The sequence below is a fragment of the Pseudomonas paraveronii genome (assembly GCF_963681955.1).
Lineage (GTDB): Bacteria > Pseudomonadota > Gammaproteobacteria > Pseudomonadales > Pseudomonadaceae > Aquipseudomonas > Aquipseudomonas paraveronii.
Map to the genome: position 1 here is coordinate 5,845,468 of NZ_OY817130.1, position 23,537 is coordinate 5,869,004.

The window sequence follows — 23,537 nt, forward strand, 5'->3', positions numbered from 1 at the left end:
CGTGAGCCGCGCATGTGGGGGATTTATGTGGGCAATGTGGAGACTGTGTGGAGATGCAGCACCACTTGCACGCCACCGGGTACATTGCCGATCTGCAGCGTGCCGCCATGCAGCTTCATCACTTCCTCGACAAAGTTGAGGCCCAGGCCGGTGCTTTTGCGCCCGCTGGCCGGGCGCGGCAGCGAGTAGAAACGCTCGCTCAGGCGCGGCAAGGCGTAGTCGGGAATCGGCGCGGCCTGGTTGAACAGGCTGACCTGCACAGCGTTGTGCCGGGTCTGCGCGCTGAACCGCAACACCCCGCCCGCCGGCGTGAAGTCCAGGGCGTTGTCGAGCAGGTTGCCCAGGGCCTGGCGCAGCAGGAACGGTTCGCCGAAGACCTTCACCTCAGCGTCGATCGTTTGTTCGACGTGCAACCCGGCGCTTTCGATGCGCGCGCATTGGGCCTTGAGCACATCGTCCACCAGCGCGGCCAGCGACAGGCTCGCCTGCGCCTCCAGCCCCTGGCGTTGCTCGACTTGCGCCAGGTTCAGCAAGCGCTCGATCAACTGCTGCAGGCGCGTACTTTCGCTGTCGATATTGCCGACAAAGCGCTGTTGCTGCTCACGGCTCATGTCGCCCTGCAACAGCTCGGCCGCGCCGCGAATCGCCGCCAGCGGGCTCTTCAATTCGTGGGTCAGGGTGTGGACGTAATGCTCGACGTAGGCCTTGCCTTCCAGTTGCGTGCGCATGTGCTCCACGGCGGTGGACAACTGCTTCAGCTCGCCGCCACGGTAATGCGGCAATTCGGCGCGTCGACCCTCGCTGACCGCCTCGGCATACGCGGTGAGCCGGCGCAGTGCCACGCTCAACCACCACGACAACAGCGCGCCGAGCAGCAGGCCGAGGATCACCAAGCCGGCGCCGTACCACAGCAATCGGCGCTCGGTGCGGTCGATATAGGGCTGCAGCGAACTGTTCGGCTTGGCCACCGTGACCACGCCGATGATCTGCCCGTTGTCGCGAATCGGCGCGCCCACGTGCATCACCGACGAGGCCGGGTCATCCGGCGCGCTGCGGGTGGAACGCGCGCCGTACTCGCCGCGCAGGGTCAGGTACACGTCGTTCCATTTGGAATAGTCCTGGCCCACGGCTTCGCCGCTGGAGTCGAGCAACACCGTGCCATTGGCGTCGGTCACGTAGATGCGGTGGTTGACCTGGTTTTTCGGCAGGCCCCAGATGGTCGCGCCCGGCTGGCGGGTGCCGTAGGCCCTGAGCAGCTCCGGCCAGTGGCTTTGGCCGAGGGTGCCGTTCTTGACGTCGTTGCGCAGGATTTCGGCCAGCAGGTTGGCGGTGTCCACCAGGGTTTCCTCGGTGGACTGGCGCACGCCGGGGCGGATTTCCTTCATCACGGTGCTCAGCACGAAGTAACCGGTGAGGCCGATAAACAGCGCGTAGACCAGGAAAATCCGCAGCCCCAGGCGCATCAGCTATGGCTCGGGCTGTAGCTGTAGCCCAGGCCGCGATGGGTCTGGATCGGTTCGGCCTGCGCCGCCACGCGGCGTAGTTTGCTGCGCAGGCTTTTGATATGGCTGTCGATATTGCGCTCGTAACCGGCATCGGCCGGCACGCCGACCGCGTCCAGCAATTGTTCGCGGCTGAACACGCGCTCGGGCTGTTCCAGCAGGCTTTGCAGCAGGCGGAACTCATGGCGGGTCAGGCTCAGTGCCAGGCCCCGGTAGCTGATCTGCATGCGCTCCAGATCGACCTGGAACAACGCCGGAACGATGCCAGGGCCGACGCGCTTGAGGATCGCCCTGACCCGCGCCGCCACTTCCCGCGGGCTGAACGGCTTGACCACATAATCGTCGGCACCGATCTCCAGCCCGACCACGCGGTCGATCTCGCTGTCGCGGGCGCTGAGAAACATCACCGGCACTTCACTGAAACGCCGCAGTTGCTTGCAGGTTTCAAAGCCGCTGATGTCGGGCAGGCCGATGTCGAGGATGATCAGGTCGGCCGGGGTCTGGCGCTGGTGGGCCAGCGCCTCCTGACCAAGGCTCAACCAGGTGGTGGAAAAGCCTTCGCCTTGCAGGGCAAAGACCAGCGTGTCGGCTATCGCCGCTTCGTCTTCGACAATCAGGATGTGCGGCATGGCGGTCCGTCAGCAGTCCGGTTTGTCGGCGGTGTAGCGACGCGCCGGGTTCACCGCTGCGCCGAATTCACGCAGGGCCTTGGCACCGATCAGCAGCGGGTAGTTGAAGCTGCTGCGGTCGGTGAGGTTGACCTCGACGGTGCGCTTGACGTTGCCCAGGCACATTTCCAGGTCGATCACCGGGCGCTTGGCCACGGTGGCGTCTTCCTTGTCCTCGTCTTCGTCGGCGCGGCTCTTGATCTTGCTGATGCGCGCCACCTTGTGTTCGTAGACTTTGTTGCTGGCGTCCTTGCCACCAACGCGGAAGCGCACCCAATCGTCGCCGTCACGGGTGAAGGTCTCGATGTCACGGGCCGACAGCGAGGCGGTCAGCGCGCCGGTGTCCATCTTGGCCTTGAAGGTTTCGCCGATCTCCGGCAACTGGATGTATTCGTAGCGACCGTAAAGGGTCGGTTCGGCGGCCATGACGGGCAAGGCCGCCAGGGCGAGCGAGGCAAGGAGCAGTTTCACGAAGTGATTTCCTCGGAAAGAAGTAGACGAATTCTAGACCGCAACGGCAGCACTTAGTTAGTTCTACGACCATACCCGGCACATTGTGAAACATTCGTCGGACGATTTGCGATTTGGCCTCTAGACGCCGCTCTCTTATCATGGCCCGCCCACAGGATTCCAAGAGTTACTTATGCGCCGCCTGCTCACCGGCTGTTTCGTCTCACTGCTGCTCCTGCTCAACACCCTGGTCCTGATCGGACCGCTGACGGTGTTTGCCCTGCTCAAGCTGGTGGCCCCCGGTCGCTATCGCGATTACGCATCATGGGCCGTGATGTGGATCGCCGAGACCTGGGCCGAGATCGACAAACTGATCTTCGCGCTGTGCATCCCGACCCAATGGGACATTCGCGGTGCAGACGACCTGCGTCGTGACACTTCCTATCTGGTGATCAGCAATCACCAATCCTGGGTCGATATTCCCGCGCTGATCCAGGCCCTCAACCGTCGCACGCCGTTCTTCAAGTTCTTCCTGAAGAAAGAACTGGTCTGGGTGCCCTTCCTGGGCCTGGCCTGGTGGGCGCTGGATTATCCGTTCATGAAGCGCTACAGCAAGGCGTTCCTGGCCAGGCACCCGGAACTGGCGGGCCAGGACCTGAAGATCACCCGCCAGGCCTGCGAGCTGTTCAAACGCCAGCCGGTGACGGTGGTCAACTATCTGGAAGGCACACGGTTCAGCGCGGCCAAGCGTGCCCAGCAACACTCACCGTTTACCCGCCTGCTCAAGCCCAAGGCCGGTGGCGTGGCGTTCGTATTGGCGGCGCTGGGCGAACAACTGGACGCGGTGCTCGACGTGACCGTGGTCTATCCGCAAGCAAAGATCCCGGGGTTCTGGGACTTGATCAGCGGCGCGGTGCCGAAGGTGATCATCGACATCCGCACCCGTGAACTGGACCCGGCGTTATGGCAGGGGGATTACGAAAACGACCCGGCGTTTCGCCAGGTCGTGCAGAACTGGGTCAACCAGCTCTGGAGGGAGAAAGATGCGCGCATCGAAACGCTGCATCGCTATACGGAGCAGCAATAGGGCATCGTCTGAAAATGCATAAAAACTGTCAGAGTTAACAGTTTCGCCCGCCTTGGGCGGCTGATTAGGCTAAAGGCCCCATCTCAGCAGAGTGCCCTCATCATGAGCATCAAAGTCCTCTTCGCCGGCATGGCGTTACTGACAGTAGCGAGCATTGCCCATGCAGAAATGGCCACGTGCCCCGCAGTCAGCTCGATAAGCGCCGCAGCGTATACCGACCCGTCCCTCCCTTCAGGCTACAACGAAGGTTTCAAATACACGGCCCCCGGGCCCGGCGGCATGATGTGGGAGGGCCAGTCCACAGCCACAACCGACACGTATCTTGAGCCTCAATACAACCTGATGTTAGTCGGTGCAGAAATGAGCAACGGGAAAATACTCTGCAGTTATGGCGGTACCGCGCAAAGAGAAAACGCAGAGCCAGCAGACAAGGTTTCCAGACCCTATGTTCAACTGCGCCTGCCGTTGAACAACCTGATGGCGGCGCCCGGCACATCATGGACAGGAACCAGCTGTGGGAATCAAGGCAGCGACTTATCGATCGACGCTTCCAAATGTACTTTTGAGTACCAACCGTAACCCTGCCCCCCGCAACCTGCCGGCCACTTCAAAGCGGGGGCGAACCCGCTTTGAAGAACCACGCCCTTAGCTACCGGTGCCCCAAGCCTGGGCCAGTTTGCCCAGCAGCGAACTGTTGGCACCCTGGCCGCCCAGGTATTGCAGGATCACCGGGGCAAATTGGCCGATCATGCCGCTGTCCATGCCCAGCGCGCTGAACGCGGTGTTCAGGTCGTTGGTGTTCTTCACGTTACCCAGCAGGTCATCCAAGCCGCTGGTCTTGCTGCCGCCGCTCTGGCCAAGCATCCCGCTCAAGGCGCCGAGGCTGCCCAACGCATTGCTGCCCGACAGTTGATCGAGGCCCGGCACGCTTTTGCCCAGTTGCGAATAGTCGGAGCCACTCAGTTGGTTCTTGGCCAGGCCGAGCATGGCGCCAGTGCCGCCGACGGCTTGCTCGGGGGTGACATTCAATTGTGAGGTCAGGGCACTCAGCAAACCGGCCGTCTCGGACGACGGCGCGACGGCAGCGGCTTTGTTGTTACCGCCCTGCATGCCGGAAATCGCATTGGCCGCATCGCCAAGGCTGAATCCGGCGGCGAACACCGGGCCGGCTGCCAGGGTCATCAGGCAGGAAAGGGCGAAACCGCGTGAAATCTTCATCGAAACAACCTCAGGATGTAGGGGTGAAAGCAGGGGTTTGACTGGCCTTTGCGTCACTTGTTCCAAACCCGCTCCGGAACCCAACTGCGATACGCCGGTCCATGAACTGACTACATAATTTGTCAGGAAGCGACTTATGACTGCGATCCAACCCCAAGTGATTGATCACAAGCCTTCATTCTGGAGCCGTCCGCGCCTGTTCATCGGCGCCTGCGCAGTCGTGGCTGCTGGCGTCGGCGCCGCGCTCTACACCCAAGACACCATCAAATCCGCCGCCACGCTGGTGACCACCACCCAGCAGCCGGCGGCGCAGATCATGGCCCACAAGGACTACCTGGAAGTGCAGCCGATCGCCTCGACGGCGCCCGCCCCTGATCAGAGCCTGGAATTGTGGGCGATTCCCGAAGGCGGCCAACCTATATCCCTCGGCCTGTTGCCGGAAGATGGCAAAGGCATCATCGGCTTGAATCCACGCCAGCAGGAATCCATCAGCAAACCGGTGGATTTGATGGTGAGTTCGGAAACCAAGGGTGGATCGGTGAGCAAGCAGCCGACCGGGCCGACGGTGTATCAAGGCGCACTGGCGATTCGCTAAGCCACAGACACCACAAAACCCTGTGGGAGTGGGCTTGCCCGCGATAGCGGAGTTTCAGTCAATGTTGCAGGGACTGTCACACCGCTATCGCGGGCAAGCCCACTCCCACATTTGATCGTCGGCGTCCAGGCGACTTGCTCCCGGCGAAGGATGGCGCTTATAGTTCGGCGGTCGTCCACATGGCGATACGGGTTTGGCGACCCGATGAATGGTGCAAAAGCTTCTGCTTTTTTGCAGGTTCTTTTGCATCCGCAATAGCTGCTTTCATGGCGGCTGTGCGCGGGAGACCTTCGGGTCTGCCGGCTCCATTCCCGGTTCGCCAACCTGCGTATAGCTGCCACCCAATTCGTTTGGCGACGGATAAGTGTGTAGCCCACGCGATGGGTGTGATTTGCTCGACGTGATCAGCCGGCGCTTGCAGGCTTAAACACCAGAGGCAAAAACGGTGAGGGGGTCGACCCCTACCTGCGCCTCACAACGCTCAAATGACTAACCTATTGTCAGCGTCCGCCTGGAGTTATTTAGCCCATGTCTGAAACGCCAACAACAGATACAACCAAACAAAAAGAAATATCCCCCATGCAAAAAAGCCATAGCCAACTGTCAAATCTCACAGTATCAACAGCCAACCCGTCTATCTAGAATCGAGTTTCCAAATCAATCCGAGACATTGAGATGAACTCTAAACTTACGTTGGGAATGTTGGCCATCATGGCTCTTACTGGGAGCGCTTATGCTGCAGATATCAGTATCTGCCCAAAAGTCAATGACATAACGGCAGTTCGTTTCAAAGACACTGACCCCGTCGTCGCAACTGAGAAAGTCGACGGCGCCGTAGAAGGAGAATTTGCCAATGCATTTAAATACACAGCCTCCTCTGGCGGAAAACAATGGACAGGTGAAGTACACGGATCCAACGATACTTACCTTGAAGACAAGTACGAACTAAAAGCAGAGACTGTTCAGGAGGTTAACGGAAAACTATTCTGCAACTACGGCGGAAAAACAATTGAAGTACCGGGGACAAATGCGAAGGGCGAGCCAGAAACTATAAAATCGACCGCTAACCTTAGACTCTCGACCCCACTCTAATTGATAAGGGCGCCCGTCGGGGCACCCATATTTTTTGCTCTGGCATTTACGCCGCACTGAACAACTTATGCGGGTCAATCACAAACTTCTTCGGCACGCCCGCGTCAAACTCGCCATACCCACGCGGCGCGTCATCCAGGCTGATCACCTCGACCCCGACGATGTCGGCGATGTGAATACGGTCCCACATGATCGCCTGCATCAACTGGCGGTTGTACTTCATCACTGGCGTTTGCCCGGTGTGGAAGCTGTGGGATTTGGCCCAGCCCAGACCAAAACGGATGCTCAGGCTGCCCATCTTCGCGGCGGCGTCGACGGCGCCTGGGTCTTCGGTGACGTACAGGCCGGGGATGCCGATCTTGCCCGCCACGCGCACCACGCCCATCAGCGAGTTGAGCACGGTGGCCGGGGCTTCGTGCTTGACGCCGTCATGCCCGTGGCCGCGGGCTTCGAAGCCCACGCAGTCGACCGCGCAGTCCACTTCCGGCTCACCGAGCAGGGCGGCGATTTGTTCGTGCAGCGGGGTGTCGGTGGACAGGTCGACCACTTCAAACCCTTGCGCCTTGGCGTGGGCCAGGCGGATGGAATTGACGTCGCCGATGATCACCACCGCCGCGCCGAGCAGGCGCGCGGAGGCGGCAGCGGCCAGGCCGACCGGGCCGGCACCGGCGATGTAGACGGTGCTGCCGGGGCCAACGCCGGCGGTGACGGCGCCGTGGTAGCCGGTGGGCAGGATGTCGGAGAGGCAGGTCAGGTCGCGGATTTTCTCCATGGCCTTGTCGCGGTCCGGCAGTTTCAGCAGGTTGAAGTCGGCGTAGGGCACCAGCACGTATTCGGCCTGGCCGCCGGTCCAGTCGCCCATGTCGACATAGCCGTAGGCGCCACCGGCACGGGCCGGGTTGACGGTGAGGCACACGCCGGTGTGTTGCTCTTTGCAGGAGCGGCAGCGGCCGCAGGCGACGTTGAAGGGCACGGACACCAGGTCGCCGATTTTCAGGTTCTCGACGTCGCTGCCCTTCTCGATCACTTCACCGGTGATCTCGTGACCGAGCACCAGGCCGGTCTGGGCGGTGGTGCGGCCGCGCACCATGTGTTGGTCGGAGCCGCAGATGTTGGTGGAGACCACGCGCAGGATGACGCCGTGTTCAATCTTCCTGCCACGCGGGTCCTGCATTTTGGGATAGTCGATTTTCTGTACTTCGACCTTGCCGTTGCCGAGATACACGACACCACGATTACCAGACATGCTTTCACCTCGCTGTTGTTTTTATGGAAGCGCGTTGCCCGTGGGTGGGCAGCGCGTTGAGTGCTCGGGTACAGATGCTGTTTCTTGTGTTGTTTGTTAGGGCCCTATCGGGGGCAAGCCCCCTCCCACATTTTGATTTGTGAACACATTCAACTGTGGGAGGGGGCTTGCCCCCGATGGCGTCGGTCAGAGCACCACAGTTCTATTGGCATTCAAAAACACCCGCCGTTCAATGTGATACCCCACCGCCCGGGCCAGGGTCAGCCCTTCGATATCGCGCCCCTTGGCAATCAGGTCCTCGGGGTAATGACTGTGATCCACCACTTCCACGCCCTGGGCGATGATCGGGCCTTCATCCAGGTCGTTGTTGATGTAATGCGCCGTCGCGCCGACCAGCTTCACGCCCTTGTTGTATGCCTGGTGATACGGCTTGGCGCCCTTGAACCCCGGCAACAATGAGTGGTGGATATTGATCGCCTTGCCATCGAGCTTGCGGCACAGCTCCGGCGACAGCACTTGCATGTAGCGCGCAAGAATCACCAGTTCCGCGCCGGTGTCTTCAATCACTTGCCACACCTGACGTTCCTGGGACGGTTTGTCGTTGGGGTCGAGGGCGAAGTGGTAGTAGGGAATCTGGTGCCAGTCGGCCAACGGTTTCAGATCGGCGTGGTTGGACACCACCGCGACCACGTCCATCGACAACTGGCCGATGCGCTGGCGATACAGCAGGTCGTTCAGGCAGTGATCGGCCTTCGACACCATGATCACCACTTTGGGCCGGTAGTTCGGCGCCGTCAGCTCGAAGATCATCCCAAACGCTTGCCCGCGCGCGGCCAGGCCATCGCGGAACGCTTGTTCATCAAAGCCCTCCGGCTGACGAAACTCCACGCGGATAAAAAAGCGCGCTGACAGCCGGTCATCGAACGAGTGGTGCTCAGTGACGTAGCAACCCTGCTCGAACAGGTAGCGGGTGACCGCGTCCACCGTGCCGAGCACGCTGGGGCAGTCGGCGGTCAAAATCCATGTATCGGGTGCGCGGCTCATGACAGGTCACTCCTCAAGCAAAGCCCGGCCTCACCCACCCCTGTAGGAGCGAGCTTGCTCGCGAAAATCGTCAACGATAACGCGGGCATCCTGGATGACCGCGGTGCCCTTGAGGTTTTCGCGAGCAAGCTCGCTCCTACAGGGTGGCGGGTGAAGGGGGTGGGGGTCATATCAGGCTTGAACGCTCAGGCCGAATTCGGCCGAGGCATCCTGCAACCACAACCACCAGTAATCCGAGAAGCTGCGACGAATCACCAGCTCCCAGGTGTCTTCGGCGGTATGGCGGATCACCAGTTGCGACTTGGCGAACACCGTGCCCACCGCCTTGCCCACCGGGAAGTTGTTGGGGTGTACGTCGTAGCTGGTGGACTTCATCAGCACGTCGCGCACGTTCGGGCCACGCAGTTCGAGGATCTGTTGACCGCCGCTGACGTTGACGATCTGGATGTGCAGATCGCCCAGGGCGGCACGCAGGTTTTGTTCGGCGGCGAATTCTTCACCGCTCGGCACCACCAGCAACCACTCATCCGGGCCGAGCCATTGCAGGCTGGTTTCGCCGTTGACGATTACCGTCAGAGCGCCGGGCAGTTCGATGCCCAAGGCTTTGTGGACGCCTGCGGCGAAGGCGGCGTCATGGCCGTCGCCACGCAGGGTGAGGTGGCCGAGGAGTTTCTTTTCACGCACGGTCACGCCGGCATTTTTGCGGCCCTTGCCGACCAGGCTGGCGAGGTCGGCATGGTGCAGCGACGACTCGGCCTTGGCGCCGGTGGTGGGGCGTTGTGGGTATACGTTGGCTGCTGTCATAGAGCACCTGTTTGAATTCTGTGGTGACTGTTCTGGCCTCATCGGGGGCAAGCCCCCTCCCACATTTGGAATGCATTCCCCTGTGGGAGGGGGCTTGCCCCCGATGCAGGCGACTCGGTCCGTCAGATGTTCTGGCGTTCGCCTTTCGGGTCAAAGAACACCGAAGACACAATCTCCGCCTCGATCACGCTGCCATCGGCCTGGGGCGAAAACACCCGCTCGCCGATGCGCTTCAAGCCGCCCTTGACCACCCCCATCGCAAACGAATAACCCAGGGAGTTATGCGCATAGCTGGAAGTGACGTGGCCGACCATCTTCATCGGGATCGTCTGCTTGGCGTCGAACACCAGTTGCGCACCTTCCGGCAACCACACCGTCGGGTCGATCGGCTTGAGGCCGACCAATTGCTTGCGATCTTCGCGCACGCAGTCTTCGCGGTTCATCCCGCGCCAGCCGATCCACGAGAACGGCTTGGTACGGCCGACACACCAGCCCATGTTCAAGTCGTCCGGGGTCATCGAGCCGTCGGTGTCCTGGCCGACGATGATGAAGCCCTTCTCCGCCCGCAGCACGTGCATGGTTTCGGTGCCATACGGGGTCAGGTTGTACTGCTTGCCCGCCGCGACGATCTGTTCGAGCACACCCATGGCGTAGTCGGCCTGCACGTTGACTTCATACGACAGCTCGCCGGTAAACGAGATGCGGAACACCCGCGCCGGCACGCCGCCGACCAGGCCTTCTTTCCAGGTCATGAACGGGAAGCCGTCCTTGTCCAGGTCGATGTCGGTGACTTCGGCCAGCAGCTTGCGGCTGTTGGGGCCGGACAGGGTCATGGTCGCCCAGTGGTCGGTGACCGAGGTGAAGTAGACCTTCAGGTCCGGCCATTCGGTCTGTTGGTAGATTTCCAGCCACTGCAGCACGCGGGCGGCGCCGCCGGTGGTGGTGGTCATCAGGAAGTGGTTGTCGGCCAGGCACGCGGTCACGCCGTCGTCGAAGACCATGCCGTCTTCCTTGCACATCAGGCCGTAGCGCGCCTTGCCCACGTCGAGCTTGGTCCAGGCGTTGCTGTAGATGCGGTTGAGGAACTCGCGGGCATCCGGGCCTTGAATGTCGATCTTGCCGAGGGTCGACGCATCCAGCAGGCCGACGCTGTCGCGCACCGCCAGGCATTCGCGTTTGACCGCCGCATGCAGGTCTTCACCGTTGCGCGGGAAGTACCACGGGCGTTTCCACTGGCCGACGTCTTCAAACTCGGCACCGTTCTTCACATGCCAGGCGTGCAGCGCGGTGTAGCGAACGGGCTCGAAGATATGCCCACAGTGCCGGCCCGCGACCGCGCCGAAGGTCACCGGCGTGTAGTTGGGGCGGAACATGGTGGTGCCCATCTGCGGGATGGTCACGTTCAGCGAGCGCGCGGCAATGGCCAGGCCGTTGACGTTACCCAGCTTGCCCTGGTCGGTGCCGAAGCCCAGCGCGGTGTAGCGTTTGACGTGTTCCACCGACTCGAAACCTTCGCGGGTGGCGAGCTCGATGGCGGCGGCGGTGACGTCGTTCTGCAGGTCGACAAATTGCTTGGGCGCCCGTGCAGTGGCTTTCTCGTGAGGCACCTGGAACAGTGCCAGGGTTGGCTCTTCCAAGCGGTTCAAGGCTTTAGGCAGCGTGCCTTCCACCGGGGTAAAACCGGCTTCGCTGGCGGCGCGCACACCGCCTTCAAAACCATCCGCCAAGGAATCGCCAAGGCCGTAGACGCCGTTGATACCGCCGACGCACACGCGTTTTTGCGGTGCCTCGCCCGGTACAAAACCGAGGATGTCTTCGCGCCAGGTCGGCTTGCCGCCCAAGTGCGACGCCAGGTGGACCACCGGGCTGTAGCCGCCGGAGCTGGCGACCAGATCGCAGTCCAACCACTCGCCGGGGCTGGTGACGGTATGCGCTTTGACATCGATGGCGGCAACGCGGGCTCCGGTCACGTGTTTGCTGCCACGGGCTTCGATCACGGCGCTGCCGGTGAGGATACGAATGCCTTTGGCGCGGGCTTCTTCCACCAGTGCGCCGCGTGGGTTGTGACGGGCATCGGCCACGGCCACCACCTTCAGGCCGGCCTCTAACCAGTCCAGCGCGACGCGGTAGGCGTGGTCGTTGTTGGTCGACAGCAGCAGCTTTTGACCCGGTGCCACGCCGTAACGGCGCACGTAAGTCGACACCGCACCCGCAAGCATATTGCCCGGCACGTCGTTGTTGCCGTACACCAGCGGACGCTCGCACGCACCGGTCGCCAGCACCACGCGCTTGGCACGCACGCGGTGGATACGCTGGCGCACCTGGCCGATCGGGGCGCGGTCGCCGAGGTGATCGGTGAGGCGCTCGTGAATGGTCAGGAAGTTATGGTCGTGGTAGCCGTTGACCGTGGCGCGGGGCAGCAGCACCACGTCCGGCAGGGCTTTGAGTTCGGCAATCACGCTGGCAACCCATTGATCCGCAGGCTTGCCGTCGAGACTTTCGCGGGAATCGAGCAACGAGCCACCGAACTCTTCCTGTTCATCGGCGATGATCACGCGGGCACCGCTGCGCGCGGCGGCCAGTGCCGCAGCCAGGCCAGCCGGGCCGGCGCCCACCACCAGCACATCGCAGTGACGGTTGAAGTTGTCGTAGGTGTCCGGGTCGTTTTCGGTCGGCGAGCGACCCAGGCCTGCGGCCTTGCGGATGTACTTCTCGTAAGTCATCCAGAACGACTGCGGGTACATGAAGGTTTTGTAGTAGAAACCCGGCGGCATCAGCTTGCCGCCGACTTTGCCGAGAATGCCCATCACGTCGTTGTTCACGCTCGGCCAGCCGTTGGTGCTGGTGGCGACCAACCCCTGGTACAACGCCTGTTGCGTGGCGCGCACGTTGGGAATCTGGGTGGCTTCGGTGGCGCCGATCTGCAACACCGCGTTCGGCTCTTCGGCGCCCGCAGCAAAGATGCCGCGTGGGCGCGAGTACTTGAAGCTGCGACCGATGATGTCGACACCATTGGCCAGCAGCGCGGCGGCCAGGGTGTCGCCTTCGAAGCCTTTGTAGGTCTGGCCGTTGAAGCTGAAGGTCAGGACTTTGTTACGGTCGATCCGGCCACCGTTGGACAGGCGATTGATCTGGCTCATACCTTCGCTCCAGCAGCCTTGGCGGTGAATTGCGGCGTGGTGCCGATTTTGTAGGTTTCAAGAATTTCGTAGGTGACGGTGTCGCGGGTCGCGTTGAAGTACTGACGGCAACCGGCGGCGTGAATCCACAGCTCGTGGTGCAGGCCACGGGGGTTGTCGCGGAAGAACATGTAGTCGCCCCACGCTTCATCGGTGCAGGCGTTGGGGTCCAGCGGGCGCGGGATGTGCGCTTGGCCGGAGGCGTGGAATTCCTCTTCGGAGCGCAGTTCGCCACAGTGAGGACAGAAGATATGCAACATAGGAAATTTCTCCTGTTAGTGGGCGACGGCCGCGGCGCCGTGTTCGTCGATCAACGCACCGTTGTGGAACCGGTCGATGGAGAAAGGTGCGGCCAACGGGTGCATTTCACCCTTGGCCAGGCTCGCGGCAAATACGTTGCCTGAGCCTGGAGTGGCCTTGAAGCCACCGGTGCCCCAACCGCAGTTGAAGAACATGTTCGGCACCGGGGTCTTGGAGATGATCGGGCAGGCGTCCGGCGTGGTGTCGACGATGCCGCCCCACTGGCGGTTCATGCGCACGCGTGAGAGCACCGGGAACATCTCGACGATGGCCTGGATGGTGTGTTCGATCACCGGGTACGAGCCGCGCTGGCCGTAGCCGTTGTAGCCGTCGATACCGGCGCCGATCACCAGGTCGCCCTTGTCGGACTGGCTGATGTAACCGTGGACGGCGTTGGACATGATCACGCTGTCGATAATCGGCTTGATCGGCTCCGACACCAGCGCTTGCAGCGGGTGGGATTCGATCGGCAGGCGGAAACCGGCGAGCGAGGCCATGTGCCCGGAGTTACCGGCCGTGACCACGCCGACGCGCTTGGCGCCGATGAAGCCCTTGTTGGTTTCCACGCCGATGCACACGCCGTTTTCCTTACGGAAGCCGATCACTTCGGTTTGCTGGATCAAGTCCACCCCGAGGGCGTCGGCGGCGCGGGCAAAGCCCCAGGCCACCGCATCGTGACGGGCCACGCCGCCGCGCCGTTGCACGGTGGCGCCCATGACCGGGTAGCGGGTGTTCTTCGAGCAATCGAGGTACGGAATTTCGTCTGCCACTTGTTGCGCGTTGAGCAGTTCGCCGTCCACGCCGTTGAGGCGGTTGGCGCTGACGCGACGCTCGGAATCGCGGATGTCCTGCAGGGTGTGGCACAGGTTGTAGACGCCGCGCTGGGAGAACATCACGTTGTAGTTCAGGTCCTGGGACAGGCCTTCCCACAGTTTCATCGCGTGTTCATACAGGTGCGCCGACTCGTCCCACAAGTAGTTGGAACGCACGATGGTGGTGTTGCGTGCGGTGTTACCGCCGCCCAGCCAGCCTTTCTCGACCACGGCCACGTTGGTGATGCCGTGCTCCTTGGCCAGGTAGTAGGCGGTCGCCAGACCATGCCCGCCACCGCCGACGATGACCACGTCGTAGACCTTTTTAGGCGTCGGCGTGCGCCACATCTTCTGCCAGTTTTCGTGGTGGCTGAGTGAGTGCTTGAAGAGGCCGAAGCCCGAGTAGCGTTGCATAGTCATTACTCCAAAACCGCGCTCAGCGATAAACCGGGAAATCAGCGCACAGGGCCGACACGCGCTTGGCCACGTCGGCCTCGACATCGGCGTCGCCGAGGTTGTCGAGGATGTCGCAGATCCAACCGGCCAGCTCGATGCATTGCGGCACCTTGAAACCGCGCGTGGTCACCGCCGGCGTGCCGATACGCAGGCCCGAGGTCACGAACGGCGACTGCGGGTCATTCGGCACGGCGTTCTTGTTGACGGTGATGTGCGCGCGACCGAGGGCGGCGTCCGCCTCTTTACCGGTGAGGCCCTGGCGAATCAGGCTGACCAGGAACAGGTGGTTATCGGTGCCGCCCGACACTACATCGTAGCCGCGTTTGATAAACACGCTGGCCATGGCCTGGGCGTTGTCGATCACTTGTTGCTGGTAGACCTTGAAGCCCGGCTCCTGGGCTTCCTTGAAGCACACCGCCTTGCCGGCGATGACGTGCATCAGCGGGCCGCCCTGGGCGCCGGGGAATACGGCGGCGTTGAGTTTCTTTTCAATCGTTTCGTTGGCCCGCGCCAGAATCAGGCCGCCACGCGGACCGCGCAGGGTCTTGTGGGTGGTGGTGGTGACCACGTCGGCGTAGGGCAGCGGGTTCGGGTACAAACCGGCGGCCACCAGGCCGGCGACGTGGGCCATGTCGACGAACAGCAGCGCACCGATCTTGTCGGCGATCTGACGGAAGCGTGGGAAATCCAGGGTCTTGGAGTAGGCGGAGAAACCGGCCACCACCATCTTCGGCTGGTGCTCCACGGCCAGGCGCTCGACTTCGTCGTAGTCGATCAGCCCGGTGTCGGTGTTGATGCCGTATTGCACCGCGTTGTACAGCTTGCCCGAGGACGACACTTTGGCGCCGTGGGTCAGGTGACCGCCGTGGGCCAGGCTCATGCCGAGGATGGTGTCACCGGCGTTCAACAGCGCCAGGTACACCGCGCTGTTGGCGGAGGAGCCGGAGTGCGGCTGCACGTTGGCGTAATCGGCGCCGAACAACTGCTTGGCGCGCTCGATGGCCAGGGCTTCGACCTTGTCCACATGCTCGCAGCCACCGTAGTAGCGCTTGCCCGGGTAGCCTTCGGCATATTTGTTGGTCAGGCCACTGCCCTGGGCTTGCATCACGCGTTTGCTGGTGTAGTTCTCCGACGCGATCAGCTCGATATGATCTTCCTGCCGCTGCTCCTCGGCATTCATGGCCGCGAGCAGTGCGTCGTCATATCCCTGGATCTGGTCTTGTTTGCTGAACATCGCGTCTCTCCCAGCCTTTCGTATTGTTAAGGCCCATGCAGAGCCCTTTGATGCGATGGTAGGGCTGGCGCCGACAGGCCAAATGCCTACGGACGCCACGCAAAGGTGCGTTTACGACATTGGATGAGCGACACGAAACAAATGTGGGAGGGGGCTTGCCCCCGATAGCGGTGGATCAGCCAGTACCTGTGCAAGCTGACACACCGCTATCGGGGGCAAGCCCCCTCCCACAGAGGATCAGGCAATGATTTGACGGACGAGTAGTAGCAGCAGGAAATGCAGGGGATAGAGGGCATACGCCCAGCGGCGCATAGCCGGTGGCGAGGTGTTTTGGGTGTGTCGCAACAGGACCAGGCCGAGCAGCGGCGCGAGCAGGCAGGCGCTCAGCCCCATCAGCGCCACCGGCGTGCCGTTATCGAGCAGAATCTGCCATTGATTGGCAGCCACACACAGCAGCCCCGGCAACACGCTGAAATACCATGGCCGACGAAACACCACCAGCATCGCCCACGGCAGCAACACACCAAAAAAACCGAACATCAAGTGCGCGGAAAATACCGCTGCCACCGCGAGGGCAATCAGCGCCAATCCTCGATCAACCAGCGCCTTCTGCTGCCACCCTCGGGCAACCAGCAGGCCCAACGCCAAGGTGGGCAACACGTTCAACGTATCGGCGTCTTCGATAAACAGCCGGTACGGCACCTCGCTGATCACGCTGAACAGCACCAGCCAGCCCAGGTAATGCCATTGGCCAGTGACTGCTACGTTACGCATCCGATGCAGATTGGCCGCAATCGCCAGGCAAAACCACGGGAACGCCAAGCGGCCCGGCACGTACAGGCCGTCCAGGCTCAACCCGACATAACGCAAGTGGTCCAGTACCATGCTCAGCAGCGCCAGCCACTTAAGCAAATCCAAAGCGCCATCGCGGACACGTCCGACAGGAAACGTTTCAGTACCGTGCATAATTCCCCAGTGACTTTGCATTTACAGTGCGTGCGCACGCCCGACAATCTTGGTTACAGTGCGCACCAACATCGACCACAGGAATGGGCCATGACCGACAAGAGCCAACAATTCGCCAGCGATAACTATTCCGGCATCTGCCCGGAAGCCTGGGCCGCCATGGAACAAGCCAACCACGGCCATCAACGCGCCTATGGCGATGATGAATGGACCCACCGCGCCGCCGACGGTTTCCGCAACCTGTTCGAGACCGACTGCGAAGTGTTCTTCGCCTTCAACGGCACCGCCGCCAACTCGCTGGCGCTGTCCTCGTTGTGCCAGAGCTACCATAGCGTGATTTGCTCGGAAACCGCCCACGTCGAGACCGACGAATGTGGCGCGCCGGAGTTTTTCTCCAACGGTTCCAAGCTACTCACCGCACGCACCGAAAACGGCAAGCTGACCCCGGAGTCGATCCGCGAGATCGCCCTCAAGCGCCAGGACATCCACTACCCCAAACCCCGCGTGGTGACCCTGACCCAGGCCACTGAAGTCGGCAGCGTGTACACCCCGGAAGAAATCCGCGCCATCAGCGCCACCTGCAAAGAACTTGGCCTGAACCTGCACATGGACGGCGCGCGCTTCGCCAACGCCTGCGCGTTCCTCGGTTGTTCACCGGCCGACCTGACCTGGAAAGCCGGGGTGGACGTGCTGTGCTTTGGCGGCACGAAAAACGGCATGGCCGTGGGCGAAGCGATCCTGTTCTTCAACCGCGCACTGGCCGAAGACTTCGACTACCGCTGCAAACAGGCCGGCCAGCTCGCGTCGAAGATGCGCTTCCTCTCCGCGCCGTGGGTGGGCCTGCTGGAAAACCACGCCTGGCTCAAACACGCACGCCACGCCAACCACTGCGCGCAGTTGCTGAGCAGCCTGGTGGCGGATATTCCCGGCGTGGAATTGATGTTCCCGGTGCAGGCCAACGGCGTGTTCCTGCAACTCTCGGAACCGGCCATCGCCGCGCTGACGGCCAAGGGCTGGCGCTTCTACACCTTCATCGGCAAAGGCGGCGCGCGCTTCATGTGTGCGTGGGACACCGAGGAAGAACGCGTGCGCGAGCTGGCGGCGGATATTCGCGAAGTGATGGGCGCGTGAAACGACGGCCCGCGTCGCAGGCTCATGACCTGCGACGCGGGACGGCGGTAACTCGCGGGGTCACAAGGCCTTCGGCTGAAGCGCTTGCCATTCATCAATAGGACCACGGTTGGTGAGAAGGGTCCCGCCGTTGAATTTCACCGCCAGTTTATTTACCGCGTTCAAGGCCGTCGTCACCGCCCCTTCCGCCCAGCCTCCCGTCCACGAAACATCGTCACCCGCAAGAATGAAGCCATCGGGGTTCGCGCTCGACACACCGTTCATGAACTGAGAAAACAACAAGCGCTGGTACTCGTACTGTCCCGGCAGGTTCATTTTGAATGCGCACAGGAAAAACGGCTGCTCTTCCCAGTTGATTTCAACAAACGGGTTGCTCATGCCGAACTCAGCGGCCAGATTCAACTGATGAGGGGCATACACGCTGTCCAGCAGGGTTGTGCATAACTGCACGTGGGACGGCAGCGGCGCACTGCGATCACCCAGGAATTTGAGGGCGTCATCATTCCAGGTGTAAGACAAAAACAGGCCACTGCCGTTGTGAGGCCCCTGGCTCTCGCTATAGTCCAGCAGGTAGGTGCCGCGGGTGATTCGATCCGACAACGTCACACTCATCCTGTACTGCGAATCAGCCTCCCTATCGGTCCAGAACGGTCGCTTGGTTTGCGCGAAGATTTTTGCCGACTGCATGTAATGGGTGTACATCACCGCTTCCCATTCCTTGCCGGATAACAGGTCATTCATCGCGTTGAAGCGGGCAGCGCCATCCATATAACGGAACTTGTCGAGGACCCGCTTGTGCGGGGTATAGACCACGGCAGGAAAGGTGTATTGACGGTCGCTTCCCAGGTTGTGATCAAACACCCACACGTCGAACTCGCCATCCGGCCGCCGCAGGATCTGCCGCACTTCCTGCTTCAAAGGCTGAGCGATAACCTGAGTGGTCAGGCCTTGGACGGTGGTGCCCGCAGGCCAATGGACCATGGCGTCGCCGAAGGTATCCGGGGCACGCGTCCACAGCCGGTTTGGCAGCTCGCTGGCGCCGTCATACATCAGCTTGTGGTTGGTATCCAGCCCGGTATACAGCACCCGTAACACCTCCAGGAAGCAGTTCGGGTAATCGGTATTCCAGCCGCCAGTGCCGAAGCCGATCTGGCCGAACAGATCGATATCTTCGCGACTCCAACCCGCCTGCTCGACCATCGCGGCAAAAAAACTGAGGTTGTCCCAACCCGCATCAAGGATCGCGTTCCACAAGGCTTTGATCCGGGCCTGATCAAGGCTGCCCTCGGACATTGCCGCTTCCATCTCAGTGAACTTGATCGGGTCCTGTTCAAGAAATACTTCGAATAGCTTGCGCTCGATCTCGGCGTAATCAACCGGCAGATTATCGCCTTCGTAATACACCTGTTTTTGCTGGTAGTCGACGACCGTGCTGGGGGTAAAAGACGACCCCGGATTGGGAAAATCCGTCGAGTTGGCCCGCATGCCAACTTTGTCGAAATAGTGCATCAACGCCTTGCCTGAAACAGGAAAGCGCATGGCTCCCATTTCGCAGATAACACTGTTATCCGGATCTTGCGGATCACCCGTCACATAGGAATACAGGCGCCCACCGATGCGGCCACTGGCCTCTACCACCACCGGGTGCAACCCCATGCGCATGGCTTCATAGGCGGCCACCATTCCAGCGACTCCGGCGCCGACGATCAATACCTGGCTGCCATACGCAAGGCGGGACACCTGCGCCAACGGCGTGCCGTTCCGGGCGGCCGTATCGAGAAACCGGGCGTAATGAAAAGGAAAGTCTGGAACAAGTGCAGTGACATCGTTGGCAAGCAAGCGCGCTGCGCCTTTACTGCGGGAGGGAATAGCAGACATGGCAATCATCCTTGGCATGTAATGAGGACGTCCACCTACTGCTTAACTGCGAAGGGCGAATACGACGGGTGCGCTGCTCAGCGTAGAGAGCTGTAGGAGATGTCTCTATATCGCTTAGAAATAAAAAGCTGATTCGTAATGCAAGTCCTATGTCAGAGGGGGTTTAGGCAATCAGTTCAGAAAATCGTGAAGTGACTATTTGCGAATACCGATTCAATAATTTATTTAGTTACAAGACTCTTCGTAGCCTCACTCAATAAAAACAGACCGTGATGCCTATGAACACGCCCTCCAACCGATCGGCGGCTGCGCCATCCAGCACGCTGAAAATCGAAACCCGCTCCATTGACTACGTGCCGCGCAATGAACGCCACGGCAAGGTCTGGCATCAGGCGCCGTTCTGGTTCACCGGTAACTTCGTACTGACCACCCTGGTCACCGGGTTTACCGGCGCAGCCTTGGGGCTGAGCCTGGTGTACGCGATCCTGGCGATTGTCATCGGCGTGTGCCTGGGCACGTTCGCCATGGCATTCCACGCCAACCAGGGGCCGCGCATGGGTTTGCCGCAGATGATCCAGTCGCGGGCACAGTTCGGCCTGCGCGGGGCAATCGTGCCCTTTATCGCGGTGGTGTTCGTGTACATCGGCTTTAACGTGTTCAACGTGATTCTGGCGACCGACGCCATCAATACCGTGCTGCCCGGCAACCGCGCCCCGTGGTACGCCTTGATGATCATCCTGGCCGTGGTGATTGCCGTGATCGGCCACAACCTCCTGCACACCGTGCAACGCTGGCTGACCTACGTGATGATCAGTGTGTTCGCGGTCCTCACGGTCGCTGCCGTGATAAACCTGCAGGCCGACGCGGCGGTGGTCGACGCGCATTTTTCCTGGTCGGCCTTTCTGATCCAGCTTTCAGCCGCTGCCGGTTACCAGATCAGCTACGCCGTCTATGTCTCGGACTACTCGCGCTACCTGCCCCATGACACGCCGTCGCGCAGGGTCATCACCTGGACGTACCTGGGGGCTGCCAGTTCGGCGCTGTGGCTGATGTCGCTGGGGGCGTTTCTCGCCTCGGCGCTGCCCTCACCCGACGCCATCGGCAGCGTGCAGACGGTGGGCAACCAACTGCTTCCAGGGTTTGGCACCTTTACCGTGTTGATCGCAGTACCCGCGCTGGTTGGCATCATGGCGGTCAACTGTTACGGCGCCATGCTGACCGGTATCAGCGCGATTGACGGCTTCGTGTCGATCAAACCGGGCATCAAAGGGCGCATCGTGGGGATCAGCCTGGTGGGCGGGGTGATTTTCGCCATCGCCTTGAGTATCCCGCAGAGCTACCTGGAGAGTTTCAATACCTTCGTCTTGCTGATGCTGTATTTCCTGGTGCCGTGGACCGCCGTCAACCTCGCGGACTTCTATGTTGTCCGCAAGGGGCAATACGCAATCAGCGACATCTTCAACCCGGACGGGATCTACGGCCGCTGGTCGGGTGCCGGGCTTGTTTCCTATTTCCTCGGCCTGGGGGCGATGACACCGTTCATCTCCCTGGGGTTTTACCAAGGGCCCATCGCGAAGGCCTTGGACGGGGCCGATATTGCATTCGTGGTAGGCCTGGCAGTTTCTGCGATTGCCTACTGCCTGCTGTCGTGTACGCGTGACCTGACCGTTGAGCAACGCGCCATTGAAGCCAGCGAACGCCTGTTTGAAGGCGATGAGTCATGACCCCGATACGCGTTGTCTGCCATCAGTTGGCGCCGCGCCTGGGCGACGCCGACGACAACCGTCGCCTGAGTGAAACGGCGATCCGTGGCGCGGCCAGCCTGGGTGCCCACGTGGTGGTGCTGCCCGAACTCATGCAAAGCGGCTACGCGTTCAATGACCTGGCAGAGGCCAGAGCGGTGTCGGAACCGCTCGATGGCCCGACGCTGAGTCTGTGGAGAGCCCTGGCTATCGAGTTGGGCTTGATCGTCGTCGCGGGCTTCTGCGAGCGCCTGAGTGCCGGCCGAGTGGCCAATAGCGCCGCGTTGATTGAGCCCGACGGTAGGCTGACGGTATACCGCAAGGCGCATCTGTGGGACCGCGAAAAGCTGATCTTCACCGCCGGCACTGCCCCGCCGCCGCTGGTGGAAACGGCTGTCGGGCGCATTGGCGTGGTGATCTGCTACGACCTCGAGCTGCCCGAGTGGGTCCGCCTGGCGGCCCTGGCCGGTACCGACCTGCTGTGCGCGCCAGTGAATTGGCCGGACAGCCCACGGCCCGCCGCCGAGCGCCCAGGCGAAATCGTCCGCGTGCAGGCCAATGCGGCGGTCAATCGGATGTTTATCGCCGCGTGTGATCGATACGGTGAGGAGCGCGGTGTGAATTGGGTGGGCGGCTCAGTCATTGTCGATGCGGAAGGCTATCCGCTGGCCGGCGGGGTCTCCCATCAACAAGAACAGCGCCTGGTCGCCGACCTGCCGCTGCTACAGGCCCGGAACAAACACATTAGCGAGCATAACCACGTTCATCTGGACCGCCGCCCAGGGCTGTACTGAAACGCCTGGCGCCCGCGCAGGGCGCATGAGCGTGCTTAGAACTCGATCCGCACGTCGCCCTTCGGCACGCTGCAGCACGACAGGATGTAGCCTTCGGCTTCGTCTTCCTCGGTAATCCCGCCGTTGTGGTCCATCTCGACCTCGCCGCCCAGCTTGAGCACCTTGCATGTGCCGCAAATCCCCATGCCGCAGGCCTTGGGAATCAGCAGGCCGAGCTTGGCGGCGGCGGCGTGAACGGTTTCACCCGGCGCCACGCGAATGCTTTTGCCCGAGGCGATGAACTCCACCTGATGCAGATCCGCCACGTCGACTTCCGGCGCGTCGGCGGCTTGTTCGGCCTGTTCCACTGCATCGGCGCGGGCCTCCGCTGGCGTCGCGCCGAACGACTCTTCGTGATAACGCGCCATGTCGAAACCGGCGGCTTCGAGCAAGCGCTTCACCGCCGTCATGTACGGCGTAGGGCCGCAGCAGAACACTTCGCGCTCGAGGAAGTCCGGCACCATCAATTCGAGCATCTTGTGGTTCAGGTAGCCGCGATACCCGGCCCAGGGCTCGCCCAGGCCGTGTTTTTCGCAGATCAGGTGCAAGCTGAAGTTGTCGATTCGCGAGGCCATATGCTCCAGCTCGCGGTGGTAGATGATGTCTTTGGGTGAGCGCGCACTGTGGATAAACGTCATGTCGACGTTGGCGTTGGTGTCGTAATACCAGCGTGCCATGGACATCACCGGGGTGATGCCGACGCCGCCGCTGAGGTACAGCACCTTGGGATTGCTGAAATCAATGGCATTGAACAGCCCGACCGGCCCGTGCACCGCCAACTCCTGGCCCTCGTGCAGGGTGTCGTGCAGCCAGTTGGAGACCTTGCCGCCGGGTACGCGCTTGATCGTCACCGAGAAGCTGTAAGGCACCGACGGCGAGCTGGAGATGGTGTAGGAACGCATGATCGGCTGACCGTCGATTTCCAGCTCCAGGGTGACGAACTGCCCCGGCTTGAAAAAGAACAGGATCGGCTGGTCGGCCATAAAGCAGAAGGTGCGCACGTCCCAGGTTTCCTGGATGACTTTGACGCAACGGACGATGTGCCGACCATTGGCCCAGGTCTGGGTGGTTACCGGATTCAGGAAGTTGCTGGACATGCTGTTCTCCACCGCCGAGGTTCGGCCTTGATAGTGGCGATTCTGCGTAACGCGAGAACCACCCATTTACCTATCTGCGACATTCACATACTTATCGCGACCAGCCCCCAACGACATAGGGTTGCGCGTCGGGAACAGATTGGGCCATGTCGCCCATGGATAAGGTTCACCGCAACAGCGGCCCCACACTCGCTGCCAACAAC

The 23,537-nt window shown here is 61.5% G+C and carries 21 protein-coding genes; 7 read left to right on the plus strand and 14 right to left on the minus strand.

Annotated elements, in window-relative coordinates:
- Positions 1-23: 23 nt before the first annotated feature.
- From creC to rloA2, 3 genes are read right to left on the minus strand one after another with little or no spacing between them, the layout of a single operon-like run.
- Positions 24-1,463, minus strand: a complete 1,440-nt coding sequence (gene creC, locus U5A08_RS27135) for a two-component system sensor histidine kinase CreC (RefSeq protein WP_321849252.1) — start codon at positions 1,461-1,463, stop codon at positions 24-26.
- Positions 1,463-2,131 (minus strand): two-component system response regulator CreB, encoded by a 669-nt coding sequence (gene creB / locus U5A08_RS27140; protein ID WP_253399757.1) that lies wholly within the window; start codon positions 2,129-2,131, stop codon positions 1,463-1,465. Before creB ends, creC begins: the two co-directional genes overlap by 1 nt.
- Positions 2,132-2,140: 9 nt before the next feature.
- Positions 2,141-2,641, minus strand: coding sequence for a retropepsin-like aspartic peptidase RloA2 (gene rloA2, locus U5A08_RS27145; RefSeq protein ID WP_253399759.1), 501 nt, complete (start codon positions 2,639-2,641; stop codon positions 2,141-2,143).
- Between the two features lie 172 nt (positions 2,642-2,813).
- Here rloA2 and U5A08_RS27150 point away from each other — a divergent pair, with 172 nt between their 5' ends.
- Positions 2,814-3,707, plus strand: a complete 894-nt coding sequence (locus U5A08_RS27150) for a 1-acylglycerol-3-phosphate O-acyltransferase, YihG family (RefSeq protein ID WP_321849253.1) — start codon at positions 2,814-2,816, stop codon at positions 3,705-3,707.
- Between the two features lie 102 nt (positions 3,708-3,809).
- A complete protein-coding gene (locus tag U5A08_RS27155; RefSeq protein WP_321849254.1) occupies positions 3,810-4,286 on the plus strand; it encodes a hypothetical protein in 477 nt (158 codons plus the stop codon).
- A gap of 66 nt (positions 4,287-4,352) precedes the next feature.
- Here the strand turns inward: U5A08_RS27155 and U5A08_RS27160 are convergent, their stop codons facing one another.
- Positions 4,353-4,925 (minus strand): DUF2780 domain-containing protein, encoded by a 573-nt coding sequence (locus U5A08_RS27160; RefSeq protein WP_321849255.1) that lies wholly within the window; start codon positions 4,923-4,925, stop codon positions 4,353-4,355.
- 136 nt (positions 4,926-5,061) lie between these two features.
- On the opposite strand from U5A08_RS27160, the gene U5A08_RS27165 reads away from it, so the two are divergent.
- Positions 5,062-5,520, plus strand: a complete 459-nt coding sequence (locus U5A08_RS27165) for an anti-sigma factor domain-containing protein (RefSeq protein WP_321849257.1) — start codon at positions 5,062-5,064, stop codon at positions 5,518-5,520.
- A gap of 675 nt (positions 5,521-6,195) precedes the next feature.
- Positions 6,196-6,612, plus strand: a complete 417-nt coding sequence (locus tag U5A08_RS27170) for a hypothetical protein (protein WP_321849258.1) — start codon at positions 6,196-6,198, stop codon at positions 6,610-6,612.
- Positions 6,613-6,658: 46 nt separating this feature from the next.
- Here the strand turns inward: U5A08_RS27170 and fdhA are convergent, their stop codons facing one another.
- From fdhA to U5A08_RS27210, 8 genes are all read right to left on the minus strand, one after another.
- Positions 6,659-7,858, minus strand: coding sequence for a formaldehyde dehydrogenase, glutathione-independent (gene fdhA / locus U5A08_RS27175; protein ID WP_017847873.1), 1,200 nt, complete (start codon positions 7,856-7,858; stop codon positions 6,659-6,661).
- A gap of 186 nt (positions 7,859-8,044) precedes the next feature.
- Positions 8,045-8,902 carry a formyltetrahydrofolate deformylase gene (purU, locus tag U5A08_RS27180; RefSeq protein WP_321849260.1) on the minus strand — a complete coding sequence of 286 codons (858 nt, stop codon included), beginning with the start codon at positions 8,900-8,902 and terminating at the stop codon, positions 8,045-8,047.
- 171 nt (positions 8,903-9,073) lie between these two features.
- Positions 9,074-9,706, minus strand: a complete 633-nt coding sequence (locus tag U5A08_RS27185; RefSeq protein WP_321849262.1) for a sarcosine oxidase subunit gamma — start codon at positions 9,704-9,706, stop codon at positions 9,074-9,076.
- A gap of 122 nt (positions 9,707-9,828) precedes the next feature.
- Positions 9,829-12,846 carry a sarcosine oxidase subunit alpha gene (locus tag U5A08_RS27190; protein ID WP_321849265.1) on the minus strand — a complete coding sequence of 1,006 codons (3,018 nt, stop codon included), beginning with the start codon at positions 12,844-12,846 and terminating at the stop codon, positions 9,829-9,831.
- A complete protein-coding gene (locus U5A08_RS27195) occupies positions 12,843-13,145 on the minus strand; it encodes a sarcosine oxidase subunit delta (RefSeq protein ID WP_253399774.1) in 303 nt (100 codons plus the stop codon). The genes U5A08_RS27190 and U5A08_RS27195 overlap by 4 nt, the downstream gene beginning before the upstream one ends.
- A 15-nt stretch (positions 13,146-13,160) precedes the next feature.
- The gene (locus U5A08_RS27200; RefSeq protein ID WP_247403725.1) at positions 13,161-14,411 is read right to left on the minus strand and encodes a sarcosine oxidase subunit beta; all 1,251 of its coding nucleotides are present in this window, start codon (positions 14,409-14,411) and stop codon (positions 13,161-13,163) included.
- 22 nt (positions 14,412-14,433) lie between these two features.
- Positions 14,434-15,687 (minus strand): serine hydroxymethyltransferase, encoded by a 1,254-nt coding sequence (gene glyA / locus U5A08_RS27205; RefSeq protein WP_321849271.1) that lies wholly within the window; start codon positions 15,685-15,687, stop codon positions 14,434-14,436.
- A 237-nt stretch (positions 15,688-15,924) separates the two neighbouring features.
- Positions 15,925-16,653 (minus strand): TraX family protein, encoded by a 729-nt coding sequence (locus U5A08_RS27210; protein ID WP_321849272.1) that lies wholly within the window; start codon positions 16,651-16,653, stop codon positions 15,925-15,927.
- 90 nt (positions 16,654-16,743) lie between these two features.
- On the opposite strand from U5A08_RS27210, the gene U5A08_RS27215 reads away from it, so the two are divergent.
- Complete coding sequence (locus tag U5A08_RS27215; RefSeq protein WP_247403718.1) at positions 16,744-17,784, plus strand: threonine aldolase family protein; 1,041 nt, start codon at positions 16,744-16,746, stop codon at positions 17,782-17,784.
- A 60-nt stretch (positions 17,785-17,844) separates the two neighbouring features.
- Here the strand turns inward: U5A08_RS27215 and U5A08_RS27220 are convergent, their stop codons facing one another.
- Positions 17,845-19,662: a flavin monoamine oxidase family protein gene (locus U5A08_RS27220; protein ID WP_321849273.1), complete on the minus strand. Its 1,818-nt coding sequence runs from the start codon at positions 19,660-19,662 to the stop codon at positions 17,845-17,847.
- A gap of 272 nt (positions 19,663-19,934) precedes the next feature.
- Between U5A08_RS27220 and U5A08_RS27225 the strand changes: the two genes are divergently transcribed.
- The gene (locus U5A08_RS27225) at positions 19,935-21,386 is read left to right on the plus strand and encodes a purine-cytosine permease family protein (protein WP_373423803.1); all 1,452 of its coding nucleotides are present in this window, start codon (positions 19,935-19,937) and stop codon (positions 21,384-21,386) included.
- Positions 21,383-22,198: a nitrilase-related carbon-nitrogen hydrolase gene (locus U5A08_RS27230; RefSeq protein WP_321849274.1), complete on the plus strand. Its 816-nt coding sequence runs from the start codon at positions 21,383-21,385 to the stop codon at positions 22,196-22,198. Before U5A08_RS27225 ends, U5A08_RS27230 begins: the two co-directional genes overlap by 4 nt.
- Positions 22,199-22,233: 35 nt before the next feature.
- Here U5A08_RS27230 and gbcB read toward each other — a convergent pair whose 3' ends face one another.
- Entirely contained in the window at positions 22,234-23,334 is a 1,101-nt protein-coding gene (gbcB, locus tag U5A08_RS27235) for a glycine betaine monooxygenase reductase subunit (RefSeq protein ID WP_247403715.1), read from the minus strand.
- Positions 23,335-23,537: the final 203 nt, after the last annotated feature.